The organism is Verrucosispora sp. ts21 (genome assembly GCF_002879555.1).
Lineage (GTDB): Bacteria > Actinomycetota > Actinomycetes > Mycobacteriales > Micromonosporaceae > Micromonospora > Micromonospora gifhornensis.
In genome coordinates, this window is the sequence record NZ_PNOZ01000063.1 from 1 (window position 1) to 25383 (window position 25383).

Here is a 25383-nt window from a genome sequence, read left to right on the forward strand (position 1 = left end):
TAGAGGATGGGGGGTGGGGTGTAGGTGGCGGCTTGGGGGTGGGACTGGACGATCTTGGAGATGCGGGTGGTCACCGCCTGGATCTGGGCGGGAGCGGCACCGACGAAGGCGGCGCGGTTGGCTACCAGGGCGTCGATCTCGGGACGGGACAGGCCCAGGCGAGGGTCGGCGGCCAGGCGGTCGAAGAGGTCGTTGTCGGGGCTGCCCTGTTCGCGCATGGCCAGGGCCACGGCGACCGCATGTTCCTTGATCGCCTCGTGGGCGGTCTCCCGGCCGACGCCCCGACGGACGGCAGCCACCAGGATCTTGGTGGTGGCCAGGAACGGCAGGAAACGCTCCAACTCCCGGTTGATCACCGCCGGGTACGCGCCGAACTCGTCAAGCACGGTGAGGAAGGTCTGGAACAGCCCGTCGGCGGCGAAGAAGGCATCGGGCAGGGCCACCCGGCGCACCACCGAGCAGGAGACGTCACCCTCGTTCCACTGGTCGCCGGCCAGCTCACCGACCATCGACAGGTACCCCCGGATGATCACCGCGAAGCCGTTGACCCGCTCCGACGAGCGGGTGTTCATCTTGTGCGGCATCGCGCTGGAGCCGACCTGGCCGGGCTTGAAGCCCTCGGTGGCCAACTCCTGACCGACCATCAGCCGGATCGTGGTGGCCAGTGAAGACGGGGCCGACGCCACCTGCGCCAGCGCGGAGATCACCGCCAGGTCGATCGAGCGCGGGTAGACCTGCCCGACGCTGTCCAGCACCCGGCTGAAGCCGAGGTGCTCGGCGACCCGCCGTTCCAACTCGGCCACCTTCTCGGCGTCGCCGTCGAGCAGATCCAGCTGGTCGGCGGCGGTACCCACCGGGCCCTTGATGCCCCGCAGCGGGTACCACGAGATCAGATCCGTCAGCCGCTCGTACGCGATGATCAGTTCCTCGGCGGCCGACGCGAAGCGCTTGCCCAGCGTGGTGGCCTGCGCCGCGACGTTGTGCGACCGCCCGGCCATCACCACCTCGGAGTACTCGTGAGCGTGCCAGGCCAGCCGGGCCAGCGTCGCCACCACCCGGTCCCGGATCAGCTCCAGCGACCGGCGTACCTGAAGCTGCTCGACGTTCTCGGTGAGGTCCCGCGAGGTCATGCCCTTGTGCACGTGCTCGTGCCCGGCGAGGGCGTTGAACTCCTCGATCCGCGCCTTGACGTCATGGCGGGTCACCCGCTCCCGCGCCGCGATCGAGTCCAGGTCGACGTCGTCCAACACCCGCTCGTACGCCTCGACCACCCCGTCGGGCACCGACACGCCGAGGTCCCGCTGGGCTTGGAGCACGGCGAGCCAGAGCCGCCGCTCCAGCCGGATCTTCTCCTCCGGAGACCAGAGGGCGACCAGTTCGGGCGAGGCGTACCGGTTGGCGAGCACGTTCGGGATCGTCGTCACCCGCTCATTCTCCGGCACCCACCAGCAAGCCCTCGACCGCCCCTCACCGGCAGTGACGAGCCCCGCTCAGGGGTGCGGACGCGCGATTGGACAGGAGTTCAGCAGGAGTGGGACCCGACACTCCTGGCGGACCCATTCAACGATCCGCGGCTCGACATGATGCAGGAGCCCGAGGATGTCCTCGTACCGCGCGGTCAACGGCTCGGTCCAGATCCGCTCGTGATGAGCGAGCCGATTGCGGAAGAGGTGCAGGCGGGTGACCGGCGCGTCGATCGTGGTCCTTGCCCGGTCGGGGGCGTACGGGAAACCGCCCGCCAGACTCGGCCACAGTACGGTGTTGTAGCGACGGGCAAGCATGAACCGCCAGAATCCAAAGGAAAGCTCACTGATCGTCTGCCCATCAGCCGGCTGCTTTCCCTTGGCAACCACTCTCCGTCGCGCTTCTCGGATGTCAGCCCTGGCTCGTTGATCGAGTTCACCGGCAGGATCATCCAGCCAGGTGCCAGCGCGGCCCATCGCGGCATGGCGGGCCGCCAACTGCTCGGCAAGAACGTTCCGGAGGACGACCTCCAAGTGGCTCAACGTTTCCCAGTAGGCCCCACTCGCGGCAGCGTTCCAGCGGTAGAGCGCAAGCGCCGCGTCCGCGTCACCCCCGCACTGGTCTACATATGCCCTCATCCGTGGCAGGCTCATCCTGCATAGCAGCATTGGAGTGAGGTCCGTTGCGCTGTTTTCGGGGGTCACGATGGGGGTACCCTGAGACGCGAAGACCCCAGAACGGTCCCTGGTAGTCGCGTGTCGGCAGGCCAAACCGCTGGGGTTAAGACCTCGAAGAGGGCCATCCAGACGGATGGCCCTCTTCGCTTTCTGTACCAACTCTTACCGCTTTCACGAATGAAACGTCGTCGACGAGGCGTCGAGCCTCGCGCACCTGACTCTGACTCCCTGTCGAGCTGTTAACGCAAACGGTTCACGTCGCCAGGGCCGCGGTCAGACTTCCGGCACGTCATTCACGGTCGCGGTCACCGCCAGGGTCTTCGTCTGCTTGCCGTGAGAGTTGCGTACGGTCAACTGGTAGGTGTGCCGTTGCGTGTCACCCCCGGCACCCGAACAGGGGAAAGTGAGCGTTTCGCTGCCGGTGGGCGGGTAGTTGTCGGCGTACACGCCCTGGCCGTCGACGGAGAGGGCGACGGAGTCGACGTTGCCGACCTTCCACTCCAGGACGACAGGCGTGCCGGGGATCGGGTTGACGTTCGTCCCGGCCGGGCAGGACGGCTTCTGGGCAACCCGGAAGTACGTGATGGTCGGCCCGTTGCCCGCCTTGGTCCCGGACTGTCCCCCTCCGGTCGAACCACCTCCGTTGGATCCACCTCCGGTCGAACCACCTCCGGTCGAGCCACCCCCGGTGGAGCCGCCTCCGGTCGCACCACCGTCGGTGGAACCGCCCTTGGTGGCGTCGACTGCGGTGGGCGTGGCAGCGGGGGCCAGCTCGGCATCGGCGGTGGGGTCGGAGGTCGGCTCGGCTGTTGCGGGTGCGCTGGGGGCTGCGTTGGAGGCGGACTCCGGGCCGGTGTCAGCGGACGTGCAGCCGCTGGCCACGAGCGCAGCGGCCAGGGCGACGATGGAGGTGCGGAGCAGGGCTTGACCAGTCATGACCACTCCTTGGTAGCGCGCCGCCGGTGGCTCCGGGGCGCAGGCTGTGGTCCACAGTAGAAATGCCTGCCAACAGCTTCGACCAGGTCGGAGTCGGAGGTCGGCAACCCTGCCGGCCGCCCGGCTGCGGCGACCGGTCGATCAGCGTTCCAGGATGGCGGTCACGCCCTGGCCGCCGGCGGCACAGATCGAGATGAGTCCGCGACCGCTGCCCTTCTGGGCGAGCAGTTTGGCCAGGGTGGCGACGATCCGTCCGCCGGTGGCGGCGAACGGGTGTCCGGCGGCCAGCGAGGAACCGTTGACGTTGAGCTTGTCGGTGTCGATCGCGCCGAGTGGTTCGTCCAGGCCGAGCCGCTCGGCGCAGAATTCCTTCGACTCCCAGGCAGCGAGGGTCGCGAGCACCTGCGCGGCGAACGCCTCGTGGATCTCGTAGTAGTCGAAGTCCTGCAGGGTCAGGCCGGCGCGGGCGAGCAGCCGGGGCACCGCGTACGTGGGTGCCATCAGCAGTCCCTCGTCACCGTGCACGAAGTCGACTGCGGCCGTCTCCGACCAGGAGAACCAGGCCAGTACCGGCAGGTTGTGCTCGGCGGCCCACTGCTCGCTGGCCAGCAGCACGGTGGAGGCGCCGTCGGTCAGCGGGGAGGAGTTGCCGGCGGTCATGGTGGCCCGCTCGGCGTCCGGGCCCTTGGCACCGAAGGCCGGCTTGAGCGTGCCGAGCTTCTCCAGGGTGGTGTCGGGGCGGAGGTTCTGGTCGCGGGTGAGTCCCAGGTAGGGGGTCATCAGGTCGTCGAAGAACCCCCGGTCGTACGCGGCGGCGAGCCGCTGGTGCGACCGGAGCGCCAACTCGTCCTGCGCCTGCCGGTCGATGTTCCAGCGCAGCGCCGTCTGGGCGGCGTGCTCGCCCATGGACAGTCCGGTGCGCGGCTCGGCGTTGCGCGGGATCTCCGGCTTGAACGGCTGGGTCGGACGCAGCTTCGCGGCGATCTTGAGACGTTCGCCGAGCGTACGGGCGGAGTTGAGCTTGAGCAGCGTGCGGCGCAGGTCCTCGTTGATCGCGAGCGGGGCGTCGGAGGTGGTGTCGACGCCACCGGCGATGCCCACCTCGATCTGCCCGAGGGCGATCTTGTTGGCGACCAGGATGGCGGCTTCCAGGCCGGTGCCACAGGCCTGCTGGATGTCGTACGCCGGGGTGTGCGGGTCGAGCTTGGAGCCGAGCACCACCTCGCGGGTGAGGTTGAAGTCCTTGGAGTGCTTCAGCACCGCACCGGCGACCACCTCGCCGACTTGCTGCCCGGCCAGGCCGAACCGGGCGATCAGGCCGTCGAGCGCGGCACCGAGCATGTCGGAGTTGCTGGCGCTGGCGTAGCGGGAGTTGGAGCGGGCGAAGGGGATGCGGTTACCGCCGATCACCGCGACCCGTCGAACGTTCTGCACGATCCGCCTCCTCGAAAGGGTTGCCCGCACCTTACTCACCAGTAGGCTACGCCTATGAGCGACAGGTACGCGAGCTTCGTCCAGTCGGGCGCCGGTCGGGCGCTGGTCAAGCGCCTCGGCCTGCCCGATCCGCCGCGGCTGCGCCGGTACGCCCCCGGCGAGCCCATTCTTCCCGGGCCGGTCCTGCTCGGCTCCGCCGCCGGTGGTCGCCTCACCGAACCGGTGGGCAGGATCCTGGCCACCGCCGGGCTCGCCCTGCGCGATCCGGCCACCGCCGTGCCCGACCCGACCACCGGCCGTACGCCCGACAGCGCCGCCCTCGTCTACGACGCTACCGGCATCACCGACTCGACCGGGCTGCGCCAGCTCTACGACTTCTTCCACCCGCAGGCGCGGGCGGTGCAGCCCAGCGGTCGGGTGATCGTGCTGGGCACCCCGCCGGCCGAGTGCGCCGGCACCCGCGAGGCGACCGCCCAGCGTGCCCTCGAAGGGTTGACCCGCAGCATCGGCAAGGAGTTCGGCAGGGGCATCACCGCCCAACTGGTTCACGTCACCCGCGAGGCCGACGAGAGCACCTGGACCAGTCTGGAGGCGACCCTGCGCTTCCTGCTCTCCGGCCGGTCCGCGTACGTCTCGGGTCAGGTGATCCGGGTCGGTGCCGGTCAGGCGACCGCGCCGGTGGACTGGGACCGTCCGCTCGACGGGCAGGTGGTGCTGGTCACCGGGGCGGCCCGGGGCATCGGTGCGGCGCTGGCCCGGGTGCTGGCCCGCGACGGCGCGACAGTGCTGGCGCTTGACGTCCCGGCCGCCGGGGACGAGTTGGCCTCGGTGGCCAACGAGATCGGCGCGAGCGCGATACAGCTCGACCTGACCGCCGCCGACGCGCCATCCCGGCTGGCGGAGTACCTGGCCGGCCGGCACGGGCGGGTGGACGTGGTGGTGCACAACGCCGGCATCACCCGGGACAAGACCCTCGGCCGGATGGACGCCGACCGCTGGAACCAGGTCATCGACGTCAACCTGTCCAGTCAGGAGCGGATCAACGACCTGCTGCTGGAGCGTGAGCTGATTCCGGCCGGTGGGCGGATCGTCGGTGTCTCCTCGATCGCCGGGATCGCCGGCAACCGGGGGCAGACCAACTACGCCACAAGCAAGGCCGGGGTGATCGGGCTTGTCGACTCGCTCGCTCCGGCGCTGCGGGAGCGGCGGATCAGCGTGAACGCAGTCGCGCCCGGGTTCATCGAGACCCGGCTGACCGCCCGGATCCCGCTTGTGGTGCGGGAGGCCGGTCGCCGGATGAACAGCCTCGCCCAGGGTGGGCTGCCGGTGGACGTCGCCGAGACGATCAGTTGGCTGGCCTGGCCGGCGTCCGGCGCGATCAGCGGCAACGTGGTCCGTGTCTGCGGCCAGAGCCTGCTGGGGGCGTGATGGCCCGGCGCAGTCCGCAGGAGGAGCCCTCCGACGACCTGTCGGTCGGCGAGCTGATCGACGGGCCGACGGAGACGCTGACCCCGGAGATCCTGGCCGCCGCGTTCGCCGACGAACGCCGTGATCCGGCCGCCACCCAGGACCTGAGCAGCGCCGCCGCCCGCGCCGGTGCGGGCCACGATCCGGGAGTCACGCAGGACCTGACCAGTGCCGCCGCGTCGGTTGTGGGGCCCGCTGCCGCCGCCGAGGCCGGGCAGCCGGCGACTCGGGCCCGGGTGGAGCTGTCCCGGCTGCCCGCGCCGGGGCCGCTGTACCGGCGGGCGTTGCTGGGCACGCTGCCCGGGCTGGGCGGCCGGCGCGGTGCCGACGTGCCGGCGGTCGAGTTGGCGGTAGGTGGGGTGGCCGTGGATCCGCAACGGCTGGCCGACTACGACCGGATCTGCGGGTTCCGGTTGGCCGACCGACTGCCGGCGACCTTTCCGCACGTCATGGGCTTCCCGCTGGCGCTGCGCCTGATCACCGCGCCGGAGTTCCCGATCCCGCTGACCGGGGTGGTGCACATCGGCAACCGGATCACCGTGCACCGGCCGATCACGGTCACGGACCGGCTGGACTTCACCGCCTGGGCGGAGAACCTGCGTCCGCACGACCGGGGGCGGCAGGTGGATGTCGTACTCGTCGGCTCGGTCGACGGGGAGGAGGTGTGGCGCGGAGTGTCGACGTACCTCTGGCGGCAGCGCACACCGGGCGACGGTGAGCGACGCGACCGAGCGGAACCGCCCGCGCCGCCGGCCGCTTCCGCCCGGTGGCGGGTCGAACCCCGCATCGGTACGGAGTACGCCCGGGTCTCCGGCGACCACAACCCGATCCACACCTCCCGGCTGGGTGCGCGGCTGCTCGGCTTCCCTCGGCCGATCGCACACGGCATGTGGACGAAGGCGCGGTGTCTGGCCGCGCTGGAGAGCCGACTGCCGGAGGCGTACACGGTGCAGGTGGCGTTCAAGCTCCCGGTGTCGCTGCCGAGCACTGTCGCCTTCAGCGCCGGCAGGCAGGGTGACGACTGGGATTTCGCGCTGCATGACCAGCGGGGACGACCTCATCTGGTGGGCACCATCCGCTGACCGAGGGCCGGGCACTTGCCCGGCCCTCGTTTTCGCGATAAGTTGTTCTCACATAGAGATGTTCTCGGAGTGAGAGTGACCCATGGTGAACGAGCAGGACTTCCTCGCCGCGTACGACCCGCGTGCCTATCCCGCCATCGCGGTCACCGTCGACGTGGTCGCCCTGACCATCCGCGACGGCGCGCTGCACCTGCTGCTGATCCGCCGCGGCGAGCAGCCCTACGCGGGTCACTGGGCCCTGCCGGGCGGCTTCGTTCGACCCGACGAGGACCTGACCGGCGCGGCGCGGCGGGAGCTGGCCGAGGAGACCGGCCTCGGCGACGACCGGCTGGGCCGCGTACACCTGGAGCAGCTGGCCAGCTACGGCGCTCCCGAGCGCGACCCGAGGATGCGGATCGTCTCGGTCGCGCACCTCGCCTTCGCTCCGGATCTGCCCGACGCGGCGGCCGGCACCGACGCCGACGAGGCGGTCTGGCTGCCGGTCAGCGGGTTGGCCAACCGGGAGCTCGCCTTCGACCACCGCCAGATCGTCGCCGACGGGCTGGAGCGGGCCCGGTCGAAGCTGGAATACACCCCGCTGGCCACCCGCTTCCTGGGGCCCGAGTTCACCATCGGCGAGCTGCGGTCGGTCTACGAGACGGTCTGGGGGCAGCCGCTGCACGCGGGCAACTTCCACCGCAAGGTGCTGTCGGTGCCCGGCTTCGTGGAGAGCACCGGTGCGAGCACCGAGCGCGGCGGCAGCCGAGGCGGCCCGCGGGCGCGGCTCTACCGGGCCGGTGACGCCCAGTTGCTGCACCCGGCGCTGCTGCGTCCGGCCCGCGAGGAGGCGGTGCGATGACCACCGCCGAAGCGATCCGGCTGGTCGGCGCGGCCCGCGACGACGAGGAACTGTTCGGTGTCGACGCACCAGAGCGCCGCTACCGGGAACTGGTCGCCGCCCTGCACCCCGACCGGCTCAGCCTGGCCGGGCCCGGCCTCCAGGCCGAGGCCACCGCGGCCTTCGTCGAGGTGACCACCCGCTGGCGGAGCCGCCACGTGACCGAGCTGAACGGCTACCGCTGTGGGCGGCCGGCGCACTGCGGTGACCTCGCCGACCTGTACGACGTCGGCGACGACCGGCTGCTCAAGCTGCCCCGTGCCGCAAGCGACAACGACCTGATGCTCCAGGAGGAACGCGCCCTGCGCCGGCTCGCCGAGCACGGTGATCCGCGCTGGCTGCCGTACGTGCCCCGGCTGGTCGACAGCTTCGCCCACCGGGACGCGGCCACCGGGGCGGAACGGCGGATCAACGTCATCGCCACCGCCCCCCGCCTGCACAGTCTGGTCGAGGTGCGGCGGGCGTACCCGGACGGGCTGGACGCCCGGGACGTGGCCTGGATGTGGCGGCGGCTGCTGGTGGCGCTCGGCCTGGCCCACCGGGCGGGCCTGGTGCACGGCGCGGTGCTGCCGCCGCACGTGCTGATCGAGCCGGACGCGCACGGCGTCGTCCTGGTCGACTGGTGCTTCTCCACGGACACCGACGGCGTCGTGCCGGCGCTGGTGCCCGACTACCAGGACTGGTACCCGCCCGAGGTCACCGATCGGCGCCCGGTCGGACCGGGCACCGACATCGCCATGGCCGTGCGCTGCATGGGCTGGCTGATGGGGCGGCACGCGCCGGCCGAGCTGCGCGCCTTCGTCAATGGCTGCCAGCAGCCCCACCTGCCCGCCCGCCCCGACGACGCCTGGCGACTGCTCGGCGAACTCGACGAGGTGCTGGAACGCCTCTACGGCCCCCGCACCTTCCGACCCTTCACCCTCAACCCCTAAGGAGGCTGCCATGGGCAGCGGAATGTGGTCCACCGACGTGTACGACGCCGCCGACCGGTACCGCCGGGCCACCGGCACCAGCGCGTTCGCCTACAGCGACAGCGGGGCCCGGAAGGTGCACCCGGCGCTTGACCCGCGCGACGCGATGCGGGAGAGCCGTGACTCCGCCGAGCACCCGCAGTCGACCCCGGTCGCCGTGCTCTTCGACGTGACCGGCTCGATGGGGCACGTGCCCCGTACGCTCCAGGCCAAGCTGCCGCAACTGCTGGGTCTGCTGCTGCGCCAGGGGTACGCCCGCGACCCGCAGATCATGTTCGGTGCGATCGGTGACGCCACCTGCGACCGGGTGCCGTTGCAGGTGGGCCAGTTCGAGTCCGACAACCGGATGGACGACGACCTCGGCCGGATCGTGCTGGAGGGCGGCGGTGGCGGCCAGATGATGGAGTCGTACGAACTCGCGCTCTACTTCATGGCCCGGCACACCGTCACCGACAGCTGGGAGAAGCGTGGCCGACGCGGCTACCTGTTCATCATCGGCGACGAACTGGCGTACTCGAAGGTGAAGTCGGCCGAGGTGAACCGGTTGATCGGCGGCGACATGCGCAAGGACATGCCGGTGCAGCAGATCGTCGACGAGGTGACCCGGCGCTGGGACACGTACTACCTGCTCCCCGCCGGCAGCCACTACGCCGGTAACCGCAAGATCCTCGACTTCTGGCGCGGACTGCTCGGCCAGAACACCCTCGAACTCGACGACCTGGACGCGGTCTGCGAGACCATCGCGCTCACCGTCGGCCTCGGCGAGCAGGCCATCGACCTCGACACCGGCCTGCGCGACCTGCACCGGGCCGGCTCGACTGCCACCGGCACCGTGTCGAAGGCGCTGGCCCGCATCGGCAACGCCGGCCGACGCACCGAGACGTCCCGGCTGCCGGCCACCGGGACCGGCCGTGGCGGAGTCGTGCGGCTGTGAACGGGCTGATGACGGGCCGGGACGGGCTGGACGGCGAACACACAGTCGTGGTCGACCTCGGGTACGGCGACGCCGGGAAGGGCACTGTCGTGGACTGGCTCTGCGCGACCCGGCCGGTGCACACCGTGGTCCGCTTCAACGGGGGCGCGCAGGCAGCGCACAACGTCGTCCTGCGCGACGGGCGGCACCACACCTTCGCCCAGTTCGGCGCGGGCACGTTCCACCCCGGCGTGTGGACGCACCTGTCCCGGCACGTCGTCGTCGACCCGCTGGCACTGGCCGCCGAGGCCGACCACCTCGCCGACGTCGGGGTGCCCGACGCGCTCGACCGGTTGACCGTGGACGGGGAGGCGCTGCTGGCCACCCCGTACCACCGGGCCGCCAACCGGGCGCGGGAGTTGTCCCGGGGAGCCGACCGGCACGGCTCCTGCGGGCTGGGGGTGGGTGAGGCCGTCGCGTACGGTCTCGCCCACCCCGACGAGGCGCCCCGGGTGGCCGACTGCCGCAGCCCGAAGCGGCTACGCCGCCGGTTGACCGCGCTGCGGGACCGGCTCACCGCCGAACTCGGCCCGCTGGACGCACCGCCGGTCGACGACTGCCTGCCGGCCTTCACCGCCTTCGCCGAGCGGGTCGCGGTCGTCGACCGCTCCTGGTTGGCCGGGGCGCTGCGGGCCGGGCCGTGCGTCTTCGAGGGCGCGCAGGGGGTGCTGCTGGACGAGTGGCACGGCTTCCACCCGTACACGACGTGGAGCACCACCACCTTCGCCAACGCCGAGTCACTGCTGGCCGAGGCCGGACAGGCCGGGGCGGCGAGCCGACTCGGGGTGCTGCGGACGGTCACCACCCGACATGGGCCGGGACCGCTGGTCACCGAGGATCCGACCCTGCCGCTGACCGATCCGCACAACCCGACGAACCCGTGGCAGGGGCGCTTCCGGTTCGGTCACTTCGACGCGGTCGCGCACGCGTACGCCCTGGCGGTCGCCGGTGGGGTCGACGGCCTGGCGCTGACCCACCTGGATCTCACCGAACGCGGCCTCGACCTGCGCATCTGCCGTCGTTACGAAGGGCTGGACCGGCTGCTGCCCGGCCCGCCCGGCGATCTCGACCGGCAGGCCGCACTGACCGCCCGGCTGCTGCACGCCCGCCCGGTGTACGACGACGACTCGCCGACCGACTGGCCGCAGGCGGTCGGCGAGGCGCTCGGCGCACCCGTCGTGCTCACCTCCCACGGCCCCACCGCCACCGACAAAAACCTGCTGGCGAGGGTGTAAGGAAGGGCACCTTATTAACGCCTGGTGTATAGGAAGGGCCCCTTCTTAACGGTCGGTGCCCCGAGCATGGAGTCATGGAAGCCGCGATCGACCTGCTCCGGCAGACCCTCACCTCGCCCTGGGTGTATCTGCTGCTGTTCGGGCTCACCACGGTCGACGCGATCTTCCCGCTGGTGCCGGCCGAGGCGGCGGTCATCACGGCCACCGTGCTCGCCACCGGCGGTGAGCCGAACCTCGCGCTGCTGCTCGTGGTGGCCGCGCTCGGCGCCGCCGCCGGCGACCACCTCTCGTACGCCGTGGGGCGCGGCGGCGGATCGCGCAGGCTCGACCACTCGCCGGTCGACAGCCGCCGTCGGGCCGGATCGGAGTGGGCCCGGCGGGCCGTGGACCGGCGCGGCGGCATGATCCTGGTTGCCGCCCGCTACGTCCCCGGCGGACGTACGGCGGTCACCCTGACCATGGGAGCGGTCCGCTACCCGCTGCGGTCGTTCCTCCTGTTCGACCTGATCGGCTCGGTCACCTGGGCCTTCTACTGTGTGCTGCTCGGTGTCTTCGGCGGGCTCGCCTTCGAACGTCACCCGCTGCACGGGATCCTGGCGGGAATCGGTCTGTCGCTCGTGATCACCCTGGGGCTGGAGTTGATCCGCTGGCTGCGGCACCGCGCTCACCGTCGGGCTGCCCGCGGTGTGGACCGCGAATGTTAAGAGGGGGCCCTTCCTCTACACCAGGCGTTAATAAGGTGCCCTTCCTTACCGCTCGGGCGGATGCCAGGTGACGCCGTGCAGGAGTTGTCCCGCGCCGAGCCAGGCGACGTTCATCATCCGGGTGGCGGTCTTCTCCGGGTCGGCCTCCGGGTGGTCGGCCAGCCAGTCACCGAGCGACTCGGTAGCGCCCACCAGGGCGTACGCGACCACTTCCAGTTCGGTTTCGGCCACCTCGCGCCCTTCGGCGCGCAGTGCGTGGTCGAGCATCCCGACGACCACCTCGACGATCCTCGCCCGCATCCCGGCCAGTTCGTCGGCGAACGCCCGTTCGGCACGGGCCTGCCGGTAGAGCACCGCCCAGCCGTCGCGGTGCGCGCCGACGAAGCCGAAGAACGCCCGCAGCCCGTGCCAGAGCCGTTCGTCGGCGGGCAGGTCGGGCACGGCGGCCCCGGCGATCGCCTCCATCATCCGGGTGGCCTCCCGGTGCAGGCAGGCGATGAAGAGCTCTTCCTTGGTGCCGAGATAGGCGTAGACCATGGGTTTGGAGATCCCGGCACGCTCCGCGACCTCGTCCATGCTGGCACCGTGGTAGCCGTGGCGGGAGAAGACCCGGACGGCCGCGTCGAGCATCTGTTGCTCACGGACGGCCCTGGGTAAGCGCTTGAAGGTGGGCCTGGTGGACACCTTGCCAGCATACCTACTCACACGTAAGGTTACGCCTGAGTAACCACTGCCCGAGAGGTGCTTCAATGACTGACTTCGACCCGGCCAACTTCGCAAACGTCGGCCCGAAGGAGTTCGCTCAGCTCGTCAAGTCCACGCCGGACAGCAAGCTCAACGAGGTGATGACGGGCGAACTGCGCGGAAAGATCCTCGGCGAGGTCTTCGGGCGGATGCCGCAGCTGTTCCGGGCCGACCGGGCCGGCTCGACCAACGCGGTCATCCACTGGAACATCACCGGTGCCCCCGACGGCGGCACCGACACCTACGAGGTGGTCGTCGCCGACGGTGCCTGCACGGTCAACGAAACCCCGCAGCACGACCCGCGGCTGAGCCTGACCCTGGGCCCGGTCGACTTCCTCAAGGTCGTCTCCGGCGGCGCCAACCCGGTCATGATGTTCATGACCGGCAAGCTCAAGGCAAAGGGCGACCTGGGCCTCGCTGCCAACATCGCGAACCTCTTCGACATCCCCAAGGCCTGAGATGGTCGAGTTCTCGCTCGACCTGAACGAGGAACAGCGGGATCTGCGGGACTGGGTGCACGGCTTCGCTGCCGAGGTCGTGCGCCCGGCCGCGGCCGAGTGGGACGCCCGCGAGGAGACTCCCTGGCCGCTGATCCAGGAGGCGGCGAAGGTCGGGCTGTACGGTTTCGAGTTCCTCGCCACCTGCTGGGCCGACCCGACCGGCTTGTCCCTGCCGATCGCCAGCGAAGAGCTCTTCTGGGGTGACGCCGGCATCGGCCTGAGCATCTTCGGCACCGGGCTCGCGGTCGCCGCGATCTACGGCACCGGCACCCCCGACCAGTTGGTCGAATGGGTGCCGCAGTGCTTCGGCGACGTCGACTCCCCGGCCGTCGCCGCCTTCTGTTCCAGCGAGCCGGAGGCCGGTTCGGACGTCGGCGCGATGCGCACCCGGGCCAGCTACGACGAAGCCACCGACGAGTGGGTGCTGCGCGGGCAGAAGGCGTACGCCACAAACGGCGGGATCGCCGGGGTGCACGTGGTGGTCGCCTCGGTCGACCCGGAACTGGGCTCGCGCGGCCAGGCGGCGTTCGTCGTACCGCCGGGCACCCCCGGGCTCAGCGCCACCCGCAAGCTGCGCAAGCTGGGCCTGCGGGCCTCGCACACCGCCGACGTCTTCCTCGACGACGTCCGCGTCCCGGGTCGCTGCCTGCTCGGCGGCAAGGAGGCGCTGGACGAGCGGCTGGCTCGCGCCCGCGCCGGCAAACGCGCCTCCGGCCAGGCCGCGATGCGGACCTTCGAGCTGTCCCGGCCCACCGTCGGCGCACAGGCGCTCGGCGTCGCCCGGGCCGCCTACGAGTACGCCCTCGACTACGCCAAGGACCGGGTCCAGTTCGGTCGGCCGATCATCACCAACCAGGCGGTCGCGTTCACCCTCGCGGACATGAAGATGGAGATCGACGCGGCTCGGCTGCTGGTCTGGCGCGCCTCCTGGATGGGGCGGAACAACCGGCCGTTCACCGCCGGCGAGGGCTCGATGTCGAAGCTCAAGGCCGGCGAGGTCGCCGTCTCGGTCACCGAGAAGGCCGTCCAACTGCTCGGCGGGGCCGGCTTCCTGCGTGACCACCCGGTGGAGCGGTGGTACCGGGACGCCAAGATCTACACCATCTTCGAGGGCACCTCGGAGATCCAGCGCCTGGTCATCTCCCGGGCGATCTCCGGCATGCAGATCCGCTGACAAGCCCGGTACGGCCACCGCCGCTGACCTCACGGTCGCGGCGGTGCCGCCGGTCGGCACCCCTTCGCCTGGTGCCGGCCCGCGCTGCATGCCAGCCGATGCCGCGTGCGGCGACGGGCACCGCGTGTCCGCCGATGCGACGTGGGGCGGCGGGTGCCGCGTGGCGGCCGACTGGCTTCCGATGCATGATCGAAAGGGCTTCGAGCCTTCCGGGCGAGCAACCGAAGGAGGTACGCGGTCGTGGAGCTGCCATTCGTCGTCGCCACGCTGACCCGGCGTGGCCTGCTCGCCCCGGGTCGACCGATCCGGGTCGCCTCCCAGCTCAACGCGCTACGCACCTGGGGCTGGAGCCTGGCCGGTGAACTTCGCCAGGCTGCCGCCCGCGACCCCGACCGGATCGCGATCATCGACGACCAGGGCACCGAGCTGACCTACGCCGACCTGCTGGAACGCAGCCTGCGACTGGCCCGCGCGCTCCGCGCCGGCCTGGGCGTGGCGCCCGGCGACCGGATCGGCGTGTTCGGCCGCAACCATCCGGGCCTGGTCGAGACCATCGTCGCCGCCACCCTGCTCGGCGCGGACGCGGTGCTGATCAACACCGGCCTCTCCCCGGCACAGCTGACCACGGTGGCCGAGGAACAGCAGCTGCGCGTCCTGGTGCACGACGACGAGTTCGCCGAACGGCTCCTCGGGCTACCGGCCGACCTGCACCGCGTCGACGAACGGGCGCGGGAGGACCTGATCCGCACCGCCCTGCCCGGTGAACTGGACCCACCCGAACGGGACGGGCGGATCATCGTGCTGACCTCCGGCACCACCGGGACGCCGAAGGGTGCCCGTCGCCCCACCCCCACCGGGTTCGGGCCGCTTGTCGCCATCATCGACCGGATCCCACTGCACGTCCGCGACCGGGTGATGATCGCCGCGCCGGTCTTCCACACCTGGGGGTACGCGGCCCTGCAGGTCTGCCTCGCGCTGCGGGCCACCATCGTGCTGCACCGCCGCTTCGATCCGGCTGCCACGCTGGACGCCCTGGTACGACACCGCTGCCAGGCACTGTTCGCGGTGCCGGTGATGCTGCAACGCCTGATGGAGGTGCCACCGCCGGACCCCCAGCCGCCCCTGAAGATCGTGGCGGTCAGCGGATCGGCGCTGCCCGGCGGCCTGCCCCCGGCCTTCATGGACCGGTACGGCGACGTGCTCTACAACCTGTACGGCTCCACCGAGGCGTCCTGGGCCTCCATCGCCGTCCCCGCCGACCTGCGCCAGGCACCCACCACCGCCGGCCGTCCGCCGCACGGCACCCGACTGGCGATCCTCGACGAGGACGGTCGACCCGTCCCCGCCGGCCAGGTCGGCCGGGTCTTCGTCGGCAACGAGATGCTCTTCGAGGGCTACACCTCCGGGGCCGACCGGGAACGCCACGACGGCCTGCTGGACACCGGCGACCTGGGTCGACTCGACGCCGACGGTCGCCTCTTCGTCGACGGCCGAGCCGACGACATGATCGTCTCCGGCGGGGAGAACGTCTTCCCCGCCGAGGTGGAACACCTGCTCGCCCAACTCCCGCAGGTACGCGAGGCCGCCGTCGTCGGCGTACCCGACCCCGAGTACGGTCAGCGACTCGCCGCCTTCCTCGCCCTGTACCCCGGCGAGACCCTCGACGCCGACGCGGTCCGCGAATACGTCCGGCACTACCTGGCCCGGTTCTCCGTGCCCCGCGACGTCGTCTTCGTCAAGTACCTGCCCCGCAACGCCACCGGCAAGGTCCTCACCGGCGAACTACGCGACTACATCACCGGCTGACCGCGCCGACTCCACCTGCCGCAGAACCTCGCCGGGGCACCACGATCCAGGATCGAGTGGCATCACCTTGCTGGTTAACCACTCGATCCTGGATCGAGCATGATCAAGCCGTCCGCAGGGTTGAACCTGCACGGGCCGACCTGGTGGCGTTACCGGTCGGTGGTGCGGGTGAGGGCGGTGGCGATGCTGTTGACGCGGTCGGCGAGCAGACCGAGTGCGCCGACCGCCCGGTCGACCGGGTCGTCGCCGGCACCGCCGAGGGCCCGGGTGCGTCGGAAGGCGTCCTTCACCTCGGCCCAGCGGGCGGCCTGCTCGCCAGTGAGCCGGCCGCGCAGCTCGGCGAGTTTGAGCAGGTTCGCCTCCGCGCCCGCGGCCAGGGTCTGCGCCTCGCCCAGGTAGTGGTCGTCGATCACCGCTTCCAACTCGTCGTCGGTGAGCACCGGTACGACCCGCTCGGCCAGCTTGTTCATGTTCCGGTACGAGCCCTGGAGCTGGAACGGCGGCTCGGTACGCGCGTCGTCGGACTGCGCCGCCGAGGCGATGTACGCCTGGTTGTTCGCCAGCACCACCTGCTGCACCCGCAGCAGCTTGCGCAGCACCGAGACGATCTGCTCCAACTCCACCGGCGGGTACGGATGCGACAGCTGATCGGGTCGTACGCTGTCGTCGCCGCGCGCCATCCGGACCAGCAGCTCCAGGTCGGCGCGGTCCCGCCCGGCCAGCGGTGCCACCACCGAGTTGGCGGTCAGCGAGTTCTCGATGTAGCTGAGCGAGAAGACCTCCTCCCGGCCGGAGAGCACATCGCCGAGGTTCCACACGTCGGCCCGGTTGGCGAGCATGTCCGGGATCCGGAACCGCTTACCCGACTCGGTGTACGGGTTACCGGCCATGCACACCGCGAACCGCTTGCCGCGCAGGTCGTAGGTGCGGGTACGGCCGTCCCAGACGCCCTCCATCCGGCGTTGCCCGTCGCAGAGCGAGATGAACTTCTGCAACAGCTCCGGGTTGGTGTGCTGGATGTCGTCCAGGTAGAGCAGGACGTTGTTGCCCAACTCCAGGGCGAAGGAGATCTTCTCCACCTCCTGGCGGGCGGTGGCATCGGGTGCCTCCGCCGGGTCCAGCGAGGTGACCTTCGTGCCCAGGGCCGGCCCGTTGACCTTGACGAATACCAGGCCGAGTCGGCTGGCCACGTACTCCATCAGGGTGGTCTTGCCGTAGCCGGGCGGGGAGATGAGCAGCAGCAGGCCGGACTGGTCGACCCGCTTGCCGTCGCCGGTCGCGCCGAGCTGCCGGGCCAGGTTGTCGCCGATCAGCGGCAGGTACACCTCGTCGAGCAGCCGGTTGCGGACGAAGGCGTTCATCACCTTCGGCCGGTACTCGTCCAGCCGCAGCCGGTCCCGCTCGGCATCCACAAGCGCGTTACGTTGCCGCTGGTAATCGCGGTATGCCGGGATCAGCTCGGTACGGAAGGCACGGGTACGCGCCAGCATCTCGTCGAGCCGGACGTCCAACGTGGAGCCCTCGATGCGCGGGTGCGCGCCGAGCAGCCCGCCGACGGTCTCCGTCATGGCGGCGGCGCTGTCGGAGCGGGGCAGCTCGGTGCCGCACAGCTCGACGGCGATCGCCTCCGGCAGGTCGTAGGAGGACAGCGTGCCGTCGTCGGTGGCGAGGAACGCGGTAAGCCACGCGTCGACCAGCTGGTACCGGCCGGACAGGTCGCCGCCGAGCGCCCGCAGGTCGTCATCGAACTCCCGGGACGAGCGGGACTGTGCTCCGCCGAGCGCCCGCCGGAACCGCTCCAGCATGGTCTGCGCCCCGCTGCCGGTGACGAACCGCACCGGCGGCGCGGACAGCTCCTCGAACAGGTACTCCCCGGCCAGCCCGGTCCCGCCGGTCGGCACGGGCAGCCCGGTCTCCCGCAGGAACCCGTCGATCGCAGTGGCCAGTTCGACACAGAGCCGGTCGGCCGCGTCCTCGCCGTCGGGTCGACCGAACCGCTCGCGGGCCCGGGCCAGCGAGGCGGCTCGCGCCGTCCAGGCCGTCCGGGTCGCCTCGTCGGTGCCATACCGCCAGAACAGGCAGGCCGCGGCCCGGTCGGCCGGCGGGTAGCGCAGCAGCCCCGCGCCGGCGTGCAGGCGCAGCAGCACCCGCAGGATCTCGGCGGCGTCGTGGTCGTGCACGCCGCGCTCGTACCCCTCGTCATAGCGGGTCTCGGCGATCCGCCGGACCAGCTCGCGCAGATCGTCACCGTCGACCGCCGCGGTGTGCAGCGCGTCCAGGGTGAGCCCGTCGCGGCCCGCCTCGGCGGCGGACAGGATGGTGGCGGCCAGGTGCTCCGCCCGGTACACCTGCGGCGACTCGGAGACCAGCAGCTGGTCCCAGAACCGGCGGGTCTGCTGGAACTGCTCGTCGCGCACCGGCGCGCGGTAGTCGGTGCCGGTCACCGCGACGGCCATCCGGCCGTCGTGCGGCACCACCGCCACGTCGATCGGCTGGGTGTTCACCGCGAAGCGGTGCCGGCCCAGCCGGATCGTCTCGCCGCCATCGGCGTACAGGTCGAGCCGGTCGCGCAGGCCGCGTCCGGCTTCCTGGCGGGCGGCCCGGACCCGGCCGTCCAGCTCCTCGGCCCGCACCGCGTCGCCGAGGGTACGCAGTTCCTCGACGACCGTACGCAGCTTGCCGACCATCGGATCGGCCGCGAAATAGGTGTTGATCTCGTCCAGTGAGCCGAGGGTGCCGGCCCTCCGGTGCACACTCACCATGATCCGCTCGGCCGAGGCGACAAGCCGGTCGGCCCGGCGGGCCCGGTCGTCGAGCAACGCCTGCTTGCGACTGGAGAACGCCTCGTAGATGTCGGTACGCCGGGTGGCCAACTCGGCGAGGAAGTCGTCGAACTCGCCGAACCGCGACTCCAGTTCCTCCACCCGCAGCAGCAGCCGACCGAGTTGCTCGTCGCAACGCTCGGCGGTGTCGGACGCCGCCAGCGCACCGGCCACCGCCTGCCCGAGCAGCGCGAACTCGGCGGCGAACCCGGCCCGCCCCTCCACCGCGGCCAGGTCACGGCGACGCTTGTCGAGCACCGCGCGGGCCCGGTTGACCGCGCCCAGCACCTCGCCGACCCGGCCCAGAATGGCGGTACGGACGGTCGCGTCGGCGATGTCCAGCCCACCCACCACGTCGGTGATGGTCTGCAGGCCCTCGGTACGGGCGGCAAGCTCGTCGCCGACCGTGCCGGCCTCGGCCACCGTGCCGATCTCGGCGGCTCGGGCGGCGAGCCGCTCCACCTCCTGCTGGTAGCCGGTGAACGCCTCGTCGCGGCGCAGGAACTCCACCGCCCGGCGGCCGGCCACCGCCAGTTCCTCGTCCAGCCGCCCGGCCAGCTCGTCGATCCGGGCATGGTCGACGTAGCGCAGCTCGCGCAGCGTCTCCAGGTGCCCCCGGGCCCGACGCAGGCCACCCAGTTGGGCCACCCAGTCGTCGGCGGTCAGTGGTGCCTCACCCCGGGCCCGGCGGGCCATCGAGGCGATCTGCTCGGCGCTGGCCTCCACCTCGGCGCGGGCCCGCTCGGTGAGCGTACGAACCTTCTCGTGCTCCTCCAGCACGGCGGTGGCGGTACGCCGCAGCCCGGTCAACGGGGTGGCCAGGTCGCCGAGTTCGGACTCGCCGAGCCAGTGGTAGTGGTCGCTGATCCGGCCACAGGCGGCGATCAACGCCTCGTACACCTCGGCGGTGGCGGTGCCCTCGACCATCCGTGCCGCCGACAGCGAGTCGGAGATGCCGCGTACCAGATCGGCGTTGCCGACCCGCTCCAACGGGCCGGTGCCGGCCGGCTGCGCGGCGGCGTACGCGTCGGAGACGTACGGCGTCTGCCAGATCTGCATCGGGTGGACCCGGGTCGGCTCCTCGGAGACGGCCCGGAACACCACGAGCGTGCCGTCGTCGAACAGCGAGTACCCGTGGCACGGGATCGGTGCGGCGACCTCCTTGCGGATCGCGTTGTACGGCAGCAGCAGCGAACGCCCGTCGGCGCGGGCATGGAAGACGTAGAGCACGTCCTCGCCGTTGGGCGAGCGCACCACCCGCTCGAATTCGAGGCCGGCCACCTCGGCGTCGAAGGTCCGGGTGACACCGGTGGCGAGGTGGTAGCCGCCGGGGAAGATGATGCCGTGGTCCTCGGGCAGCCGTTGGCAGGCCACCCCGATGCCGTCGAGCCGGACCACCTCACGGGTGATCGTGTTGAAGACCAGGTGCCGCCACTGCGTCTCCTTGTACGGCCGCAGCCGCATCAGGATCAGCGTGCCGACCCGGGCCCAGTGCACGTCGGCGTCGGCGAGGCTCTGCAACGGCTCGTCCACCGGCTCGCTGTAGATGCCCTCGCCGACCTCGGTGTTGTTCTCCACCTTGACGGTCAGCGTGCCGCCCACCGTCTCGACGAAGACCTCGCCGCCGATGGAGATGTGCGGGTGCCGGCCGAGGACGTGGTCCTCGCGGGTGGTCTCGATCCACTCGAAGTCGTGGCTGGGTGGGAAGACGTGATCCCGCTCGCCCCGGCTGTCCAGGTACTCGGGCACCCCGTCGACGCCGACCTGCCAGCGCAGCACCCGGATGTCCTCGGTGCGTGGCCCGGTCTGGAACACCGCCAGCAGTCGGCCGTCCACCCGGCGCAGTTGCAGCAGCCGGGCCTGCCGGTAGTAGCGGTACAGCTCGGAGAAGTCGCGGACGAACTGTGGGTGGCGCAGCAGGCCGGGCAGTTCGTCGTGGCCGGCCTCGTCGAACCGGAAGGCGTCCGTCTCACCGGCCGACTCGCGGACGAACCGGTGCAGGGAGAAGACGTCGTCGACGCTCGTCTCCGGCTTCAAGCCGATGAAGACGTTGTAGCCGAACAGCATCAGCCCGCCGACGGAGACGATGTCCCGGGGTACGCAGTTGTGCTCGGTACGGATCCGCTCGGTGCTCAGCAGCCGCAACTCGGTGCTGCCGAAGACCTCCAGCCGTCGGGCGTTGAGCGCCTCCGCCCGCCGGGCCACCTCGGCGGCCTGCGTGGCGAGCCGCCTACGCAGCACCTCGTAGCTGCCGTCGTCCAGCCCCGGGGCAGCGCCCGGCGAGCCGGTCGTCCCGTCTGCTCCGGCCGTCGGGACCGCCGCCTCCGCTTCGTCGATCAGGGGCGCCGGGCCCGGCCGGCCGCTGGACGTACGCCCAGCGGCCGAACCGGCGGTCGGCTCACTCACCGGCGCGCTGCCGGGAGCCGGTCAGGGCGGCGACCGGAGTCTCCGCCACGCCCAGGCGCTGTGCGGCCTTCAGCAACTCCTGGAGCTTGCCCTGGTCAGCGCCACCGGCGCGCATCTGCTGCGCCAGGAAGGCCGACAGGGTGAGGTTCTGCACGTCGGCGCTGTTCAGCGAGCCGATCATCCGGGTCAGGTCGTCGGTGAAGCTGGCGCTGCCGTCCAACCACGGCTTGGTCAGGCTCTGTGCCACGTCCGAGTGGGCCACGAAACCGTCCACACTCTTGCCGAACGAGATCGAGCTGAGCAGCCGGTCGAAGAAGACGCTGTCCCCGCCGACGATGTCGATGTTCGCCTTCTCCAGGCCGGTGGAGACCAGTTTGGCCTGCGCCTCGGCGACCTGCCGCTGGGTGTCCAGCCCGGCGAGGCGGACCTCCTTCTCCAACTCCAGGCGCAGGCGGTACTCCTCGTGCTCCCGGGTGGCGTCGTCCAGCGCGGCCATCGCGGCGGCCTTCTCGGTGAGACCTTCGGCCTCGCCCTTCAGCTTCTCGCGCACCGCGTCGGCGGCGGCCAGCAGCTTCTCCCGCTCCACCGCGACCTCCGCGCGGCCGACCTTCTCGATCGCCTCGGCGCTGCGCTCCTGGACCTGCACCTCGGCCAGGCCGGCCGCGGCGGTCTCGGCCTGGATGCCCTCGGCCAGCCGGATCTTCGCCCGGGTGTCCAGCTCGGCGGCCTGCTGCCGGGCCTCGGCCAGCACCAGTTCCTCGCGGGCCTTGTGCTTGGCGGCCGCCTCGGCTGCCTCCGCCGCCTTGATGTCCTTGACCAGGTTCTCCTGCGCCTCGGCCTCGGCCTGGATGATCACTGCCTGGCGGGTCCGCTCGGCCTCCTCGACCACCCGCAGCCGCTTGATGTTCTCCTCCTGCTCGGCCACGGTCTTCTCCACCGCGATCCGCTCCCGGATCACCTCGGCGATGGCCCGCTTCTCGGCCTCGACCTCCTTGTTCTTGGCGATCGTGCTCAGCTCGGTCTCGCGGTCCCGGCCGATGACCTCCAGCATGCGGTCCTTCTCGATCCGCTCGGTCTCGATGGCGATGACCCGCTCGCGGTTCTTCTCGGCCACCGCGATCTCGCGGGCCCGGTTCTCGTGCTGGATGCCCAACTGCTCGTCGGTACGGATGTTCGCGGTCTCCGCGCGCAGCCGCTCCTCGGCGCGTACCCGGGTGATCTCGGCCTGCTCGCGAGCCCGTACGGTCTCGATCTCGCGCTGCTGCTTGGCCTCGGCGTCCGCCTGCCGTCGCTCCAGCTCAAGGATCGCTTCCTTGGCGTCGACGTTCTGGCGGGTGATCTCCTTCTCCTCGCTGCGCCGGAACTCGTTGGTCCGGACGTTCTCCTGAGTGGTCAGCTCGGTGATCTTCCGGATGCCCTGGGCATCGAGGATGTTCGCCGGGTCGAGCTGCGACATCGGCGTCTGCTCCAGGAAGTCGATCGCCGCGTCCTCCAGGCTGTAGCCGTTGAGGTCGGTGCCGATCACCCGGATGATCTGGTCGCGGAATTCGTCACGCTTGGTGTAGAGGTCGACGAAGTCGAGCTGCTTGCCGACCGTCTTGAGCGCCTCGGAGAACTTCGCGTTGAACAGCTCCTGCAACGTCTCCCGGTCGCTGGCCCGTGCGGTGCCGATCGCCTGCGCCACCTTGATGACGTCCTCGACGGTCTTGTTGACCCGGACGAAGAAGGTGATCCGGATGTCGGCCCGGATGTTGTCGCGGCAGATCAGGCCCTCGTTGCCGGTCCGTTCGATGTCGATCGTCTTGACCGAGATGTCCATGATCTCGGCCTTGTGCAGCACGGGCATCACGACCGCACCGGTGAAGGTCACGTCGACCCGCCGGACCTTGGAGACGATCAGCGCCTTGCCCTGCTCGACCTTGCGGAACAACCGACTGACCATGAACACCACGCCGAGCGCGACGAGCAGGACGACGGCGAGGAGTACACCGATTCCAGTGGTGATGACTTCCATGGTTGGGCGCGCGGACGGTCGACGCCGACGGCAGAAGCCGCAGGGAACGCCCGCGCATCCTCCTTTCGAGACGTCTCAGGGGCAGCGTGGGACGAGCCGGTGATGGGGGCGGCTGCCCCAGAGGGCAAGTCGGGGTGATCCGCGGGCGGCGCGGCTTCACCGGGCGGGCTACGTGGCGGAATGTCTCAGCGGATCGAAGGCGGGCCCGGCGGGCATCACCCAGAAGAACTCGCCTTCGGTGTCGTAGTCGTAGATCAGTGCGGAACTGCCGGCGGTCATCTTCTCCTCGCCCGGCTGCCGGACCTGCACCACCGCCGACGAACCGTCGGGCGCGGTCACCTCGGCCTGACCGAAGTCGGCGGTGACCGTGCCGGTCCGCACGACACACAGGCGCCCGACGAAGGCATGCCTCGTGGCGTCCGACTCGGCCGGGAAGAGCCGCCCCAGCGGTATGGCCACCAACCGGGTCACCAGCCACGCGCAGAACGCGGCAGCCAGCAGGACGCCGATCGAGACGAGCACCCGGATGCCGGAACCGAAGCCCAGCCCGTCGAGGAGCGCGGTGCCTGCCAGGCTGACGAACCAGGCGACGGCGACGAGCAGGGAGAAGATGATGGCGCTGGGCACGCTGCCGAGGCCGAGGCCGGCGAGGAACGTGCCGGCCCCACCGTCGACGTCCAGGTCGTCACCCAGATCCAGCACACCGGTCAACACCAGCAGCCAGTAACCGACGACCACCACCAGCAGGAAGCTGAACAGCACGGTGGGAAAACTGAGTGCCGCGCCGAGAAAACCGGTCACCGCGTCCTCCTCCCCGTGGTCGGCAGGGGCCCGACCACGATGATCGTGACACGGTATGTCAATGCTCACTGCGGCCGATCGACCCATTGCCACCGGCCGGATCGGGCAGATCAGCCGAGATTGGCCTCAATCAGTGAGTCGATCGTCGCAGACCGTACCTCGACCTGGTCCGCGGTCACGGCCAGGAACAGGGAGCTGCCGTCTGTCCGCCATGCGGTCAGGTACGCCGTCGACGTCACCGGGTCGTCCGTCGTCAGCACCTGGGCGCCGCTCGGCACGGTGACCTCGCGTGGCGTTCCGGGCAGACCGGTGGGTGCGGTGAAGTCGAACACCGCGATCACCCGGGTCACCGGGCCGCTGCCCTCGTACGCCGCCCGGGTTCCGGTCGGCACCAGCTGCGGTTGTTGCGACTTGAGTACCGCCTCGGTGGCATCGACCGCCCCCAGGTAGGGCGGCAGTCCCCGCAGATCGGGGGCGACCGGGCCGGCGGAATCGGCCGGGCTGGCGGAGGTCGGGCCGGTCGGCGGCACCGCGCTGCGCTCGGCGACCATGACACCGACCGCCCCGATGCCGACCACGGCGGACAGGGCCAGCCCGACACCGGCGGTCTGCGCACGGCGACGCCGACGCAGACGGGCACGCACACCCGGCAGCGGGTCGGGGCCGGCCGGATAGTGGTCGGGGTCGGAGTTCCAGACCTCAAGAAGGGCCTGCTGCACGTCGCTCATCCCGCTACCTTCCGATCGGCACCGGCGTGGGTGGGCAGCCCGGCGCGGATCGCACCGAGGGCCCGATGACGCAGCGAACGGACCGTGGCCGGGCGCCGTCCGATGGCTTCGGCGATCGCCTCGTCGGTCATGTCGTCCAGATAGGACAGGACGAGCACCACCCGCTGCAGGGGAGGGAGGTCGGCAAGCATCCGGCGGAGTTGGTCGTGGTCGTCGACGCGGCCGAGCCCACCGTCGGCGACCAACGGGCGTACGGGTACGGCGATCCGGGCCCGGCGCACGAGCGTACGCATCCAACTGATGTGCAGTCGGACCATCACGGTCTTCGCGTACCCGATCGGGTTGCCCTCGACCAGCAGGCGGTGCCACGCACCGGCCATCCGCACGTAGGTCTCCTGGAGAAGATCCTCCGCTTGATCCAGATCAGCGGCGACCGCACGCGCGTATCGCCGCAACGCCGGTGTGGACTGGCGCACGAACATCTCGAACTCGTCGGCTTCCATCCCACCTCCCCTCGCCACTAGTACGCCGCGGGCACGGCGATCTGTTGCAGGCGATCCGGTCGGCC

The 25383-nt window shown here is 70.9% G+C and carries 19 protein-coding genes and 1 pseudogene; 10 read left to right on the forward strand and 10 right to left on the reverse strand.

All coding sequences use genetic code 11. From position 1 onward, the window contains the following. The 4 genes from purB to C1A38_RS23180 form a co-directional block, all read right to left on the reverse strand. On the reverse strand, positions 1–1424 hold a 1424-nt coding region (gene purB / locus C1A38_RS23165), incomplete at its 3' end, for an adenylosuccinate lyase (protein ID WP_102659847.1). Between the two features lie 66 nt (positions 1425–1490). Next, positions 1491–1997 carry a hypothetical protein gene (locus C1A38_RS30960; protein ID WP_146017615.1) on the reverse strand — a complete coding sequence of 169 codons (507 nt, stop codon included), beginning with the start codon at positions 1995–1997 and terminating at the stop codon, positions 1491–1493. 417 nt (positions 1998–2414) lie between these two features. Further along, positions 2415–3077 (reverse strand): hypothetical protein, encoded by a 663-nt coding sequence (locus tag C1A38_RS23175; RefSeq protein WP_146017616.1) that lies wholly within the window; start codon positions 3075–3077, stop codon positions 2415–2417. A 141-nt stretch (positions 3078–3218) separates the two neighbouring features. Then, a complete protein-coding gene (locus C1A38_RS23180) occupies positions 3219–4511 on the reverse strand; it encodes an acetyl-CoA C-acetyltransferase (protein ID WP_102659850.1) in 1293 nt (430 codons plus the stop codon). Between the two features lie 54 nt (positions 4512–4565). On the opposite strand from C1A38_RS23180, the gene C1A38_RS23185 reads away from it, so the two are divergent. The 7 genes and pseudogenes from C1A38_RS23185 (at position 4566) to C1A38_RS23215 (ending at position 11820) form a co-directional block, all read left to right on the forward strand. Next, positions 4566–5939, forward strand: a complete 1374-nt coding sequence (locus C1A38_RS23185) for a 3-oxoacyl-ACP reductase (RefSeq protein ID WP_102659851.1) — start codon at positions 4566–4568, stop codon at positions 5937–5939. Then, a complete protein-coding gene (locus C1A38_RS23190) occupies positions 5939–7060 on the forward strand; it encodes a MaoC/PaaZ C-terminal domain-containing protein (RefSeq protein WP_233196979.1) in 1122 nt (373 codons plus the stop codon). The genes C1A38_RS23185 and C1A38_RS23190 overlap by 1 nt, the downstream gene beginning before the upstream one ends. A gap of 82 nt (positions 7061–7142) precedes the next feature. Next, complete coding sequence (locus tag C1A38_RS23195; RefSeq protein WP_199180300.1) at positions 7143–7898, forward strand: NUDIX hydrolase; 756 nt, start codon at positions 7143–7145, stop codon at positions 7896–7898. Next, positions 7895–8869: a protein kinase family protein gene (locus C1A38_RS23200; protein WP_102659852.1), complete on the forward strand. Its 975-nt coding sequence runs from the start codon at positions 7895–7897 to the stop codon at positions 8867–8869. Before C1A38_RS23195 ends, C1A38_RS23200 begins: the two co-directional genes overlap by 4 nt. A gap of 10 nt (positions 8870–8879) precedes the next feature. After that, the gene (locus tag C1A38_RS23205) at positions 8880–9842 is read left to right on the forward strand and encodes a hypothetical protein (protein ID WP_102659853.1); all 963 of its coding nucleotides are present in this window, start codon (positions 8880–8882) and stop codon (positions 9840–9842) included. An 8-nt stretch (positions 9843–9850) separates the two neighbouring features. Then, positions 9851–11165, forward strand: a pseudogene (locus C1A38_RS23210) (adenylosuccinate synthetase). A gap of 25 nt (positions 11166–11190) precedes the next feature. Then, positions 11191–11820, forward strand: coding sequence for a DedA family protein (locus tag C1A38_RS23215; protein WP_102659855.1), 630 nt, complete (start codon positions 11191–11193; stop codon positions 11818–11820). Positions 11821–11865: 45 nt separating this feature from the next. Here the strand turns inward: C1A38_RS23215 and C1A38_RS23220 are convergent, their stop codons facing one another. Further along, on the reverse strand, positions 11866–12504 hold the full coding sequence (locus C1A38_RS23220; protein ID WP_102659856.1) for a TetR/AcrR family transcriptional regulator: 639 nt from the start codon (positions 12502–12504) through the stop codon (positions 11866–11868). Positions 12505–12569: 65 nt separating this feature from the next. On the opposite strand from C1A38_RS23220, the gene C1A38_RS23225 reads away from it, so the two are divergent. From C1A38_RS23225 to C1A38_RS23235, 3 genes are all read left to right on the forward strand, one after another. Continuing rightward, positions 12570–13022 carry an SCP2 sterol-binding domain-containing protein gene (locus tag C1A38_RS23225; RefSeq protein ID WP_102659857.1) on the forward strand — a complete coding sequence of 151 codons (453 nt, stop codon included), beginning with the start codon at positions 12570–12572 and terminating at the stop codon, positions 13020–13022. 1 nt (position 13023) lies between these two features. After that, positions 13024–14238, forward strand: coding sequence for an acyl-CoA dehydrogenase family protein (locus tag C1A38_RS23230; RefSeq protein WP_013730853.1), 1215 nt, complete (start codon positions 13024–13026; stop codon positions 14236–14238). Between the two features lie 240 nt (positions 14239–14478). Beyond that, positions 14479–16044, forward strand: coding sequence for an AMP-binding protein (locus C1A38_RS23235; RefSeq protein WP_102659858.1), 1566 nt, complete (start codon positions 14479–14481; stop codon positions 16042–16044). Between the two features lie 149 nt (positions 16045–16193). Here the strand turns inward: C1A38_RS23235 and C1A38_RS23240 are convergent, their stop codons facing one another. The 5 genes from C1A38_RS23240 to C1A38_RS23260 all read right to left on the reverse strand — a co-directional run bounded on the left by C1A38_RS23240 (position 16194) and on the right by C1A38_RS23260 (position 25318). Beyond that, entirely contained in the window at positions 16194–21272 is a 5079-nt protein-coding gene (locus C1A38_RS23240; protein WP_199180302.1) for a DNA repair ATPase, read from the reverse strand. Further along, positions 21265–23286 carry a flotillin family protein gene (locus tag C1A38_RS23245; RefSeq protein WP_102659859.1) on the reverse strand — a complete coding sequence of 674 codons (2022 nt, stop codon included), beginning with the start codon at positions 23284–23286 and terminating at the stop codon, positions 21265–21267. Before C1A38_RS23245 ends, C1A38_RS23240 begins: the two co-directional genes overlap by 8 nt. A 168-nt stretch (positions 23287–23454) precedes the next feature. Then, entirely contained in the window at positions 23455–24087 is a 633-nt protein-coding gene (locus C1A38_RS23250) for an OB-fold-containig protein (RefSeq protein WP_102659860.1), read from the reverse strand. A 110-nt stretch (positions 24088–24197) separates the two neighbouring features. Further along, a complete protein-coding gene (locus C1A38_RS23255) occupies positions 24198–24815 on the reverse strand; it encodes a hypothetical protein (RefSeq protein WP_102659861.1) in 618 nt (205 codons plus the stop codon). Beyond that, positions 24812–25318 (reverse strand): SigE family RNA polymerase sigma factor, encoded by a 507-nt coding sequence (locus C1A38_RS23260; RefSeq protein ID WP_102659862.1) that lies wholly within the window; start codon positions 25316–25318, stop codon positions 24812–24814. Before C1A38_RS23260 ends, C1A38_RS23255 begins: the two co-directional genes overlap by 4 nt. Positions 25319–25383 lie beyond the last annotated feature (65 nt).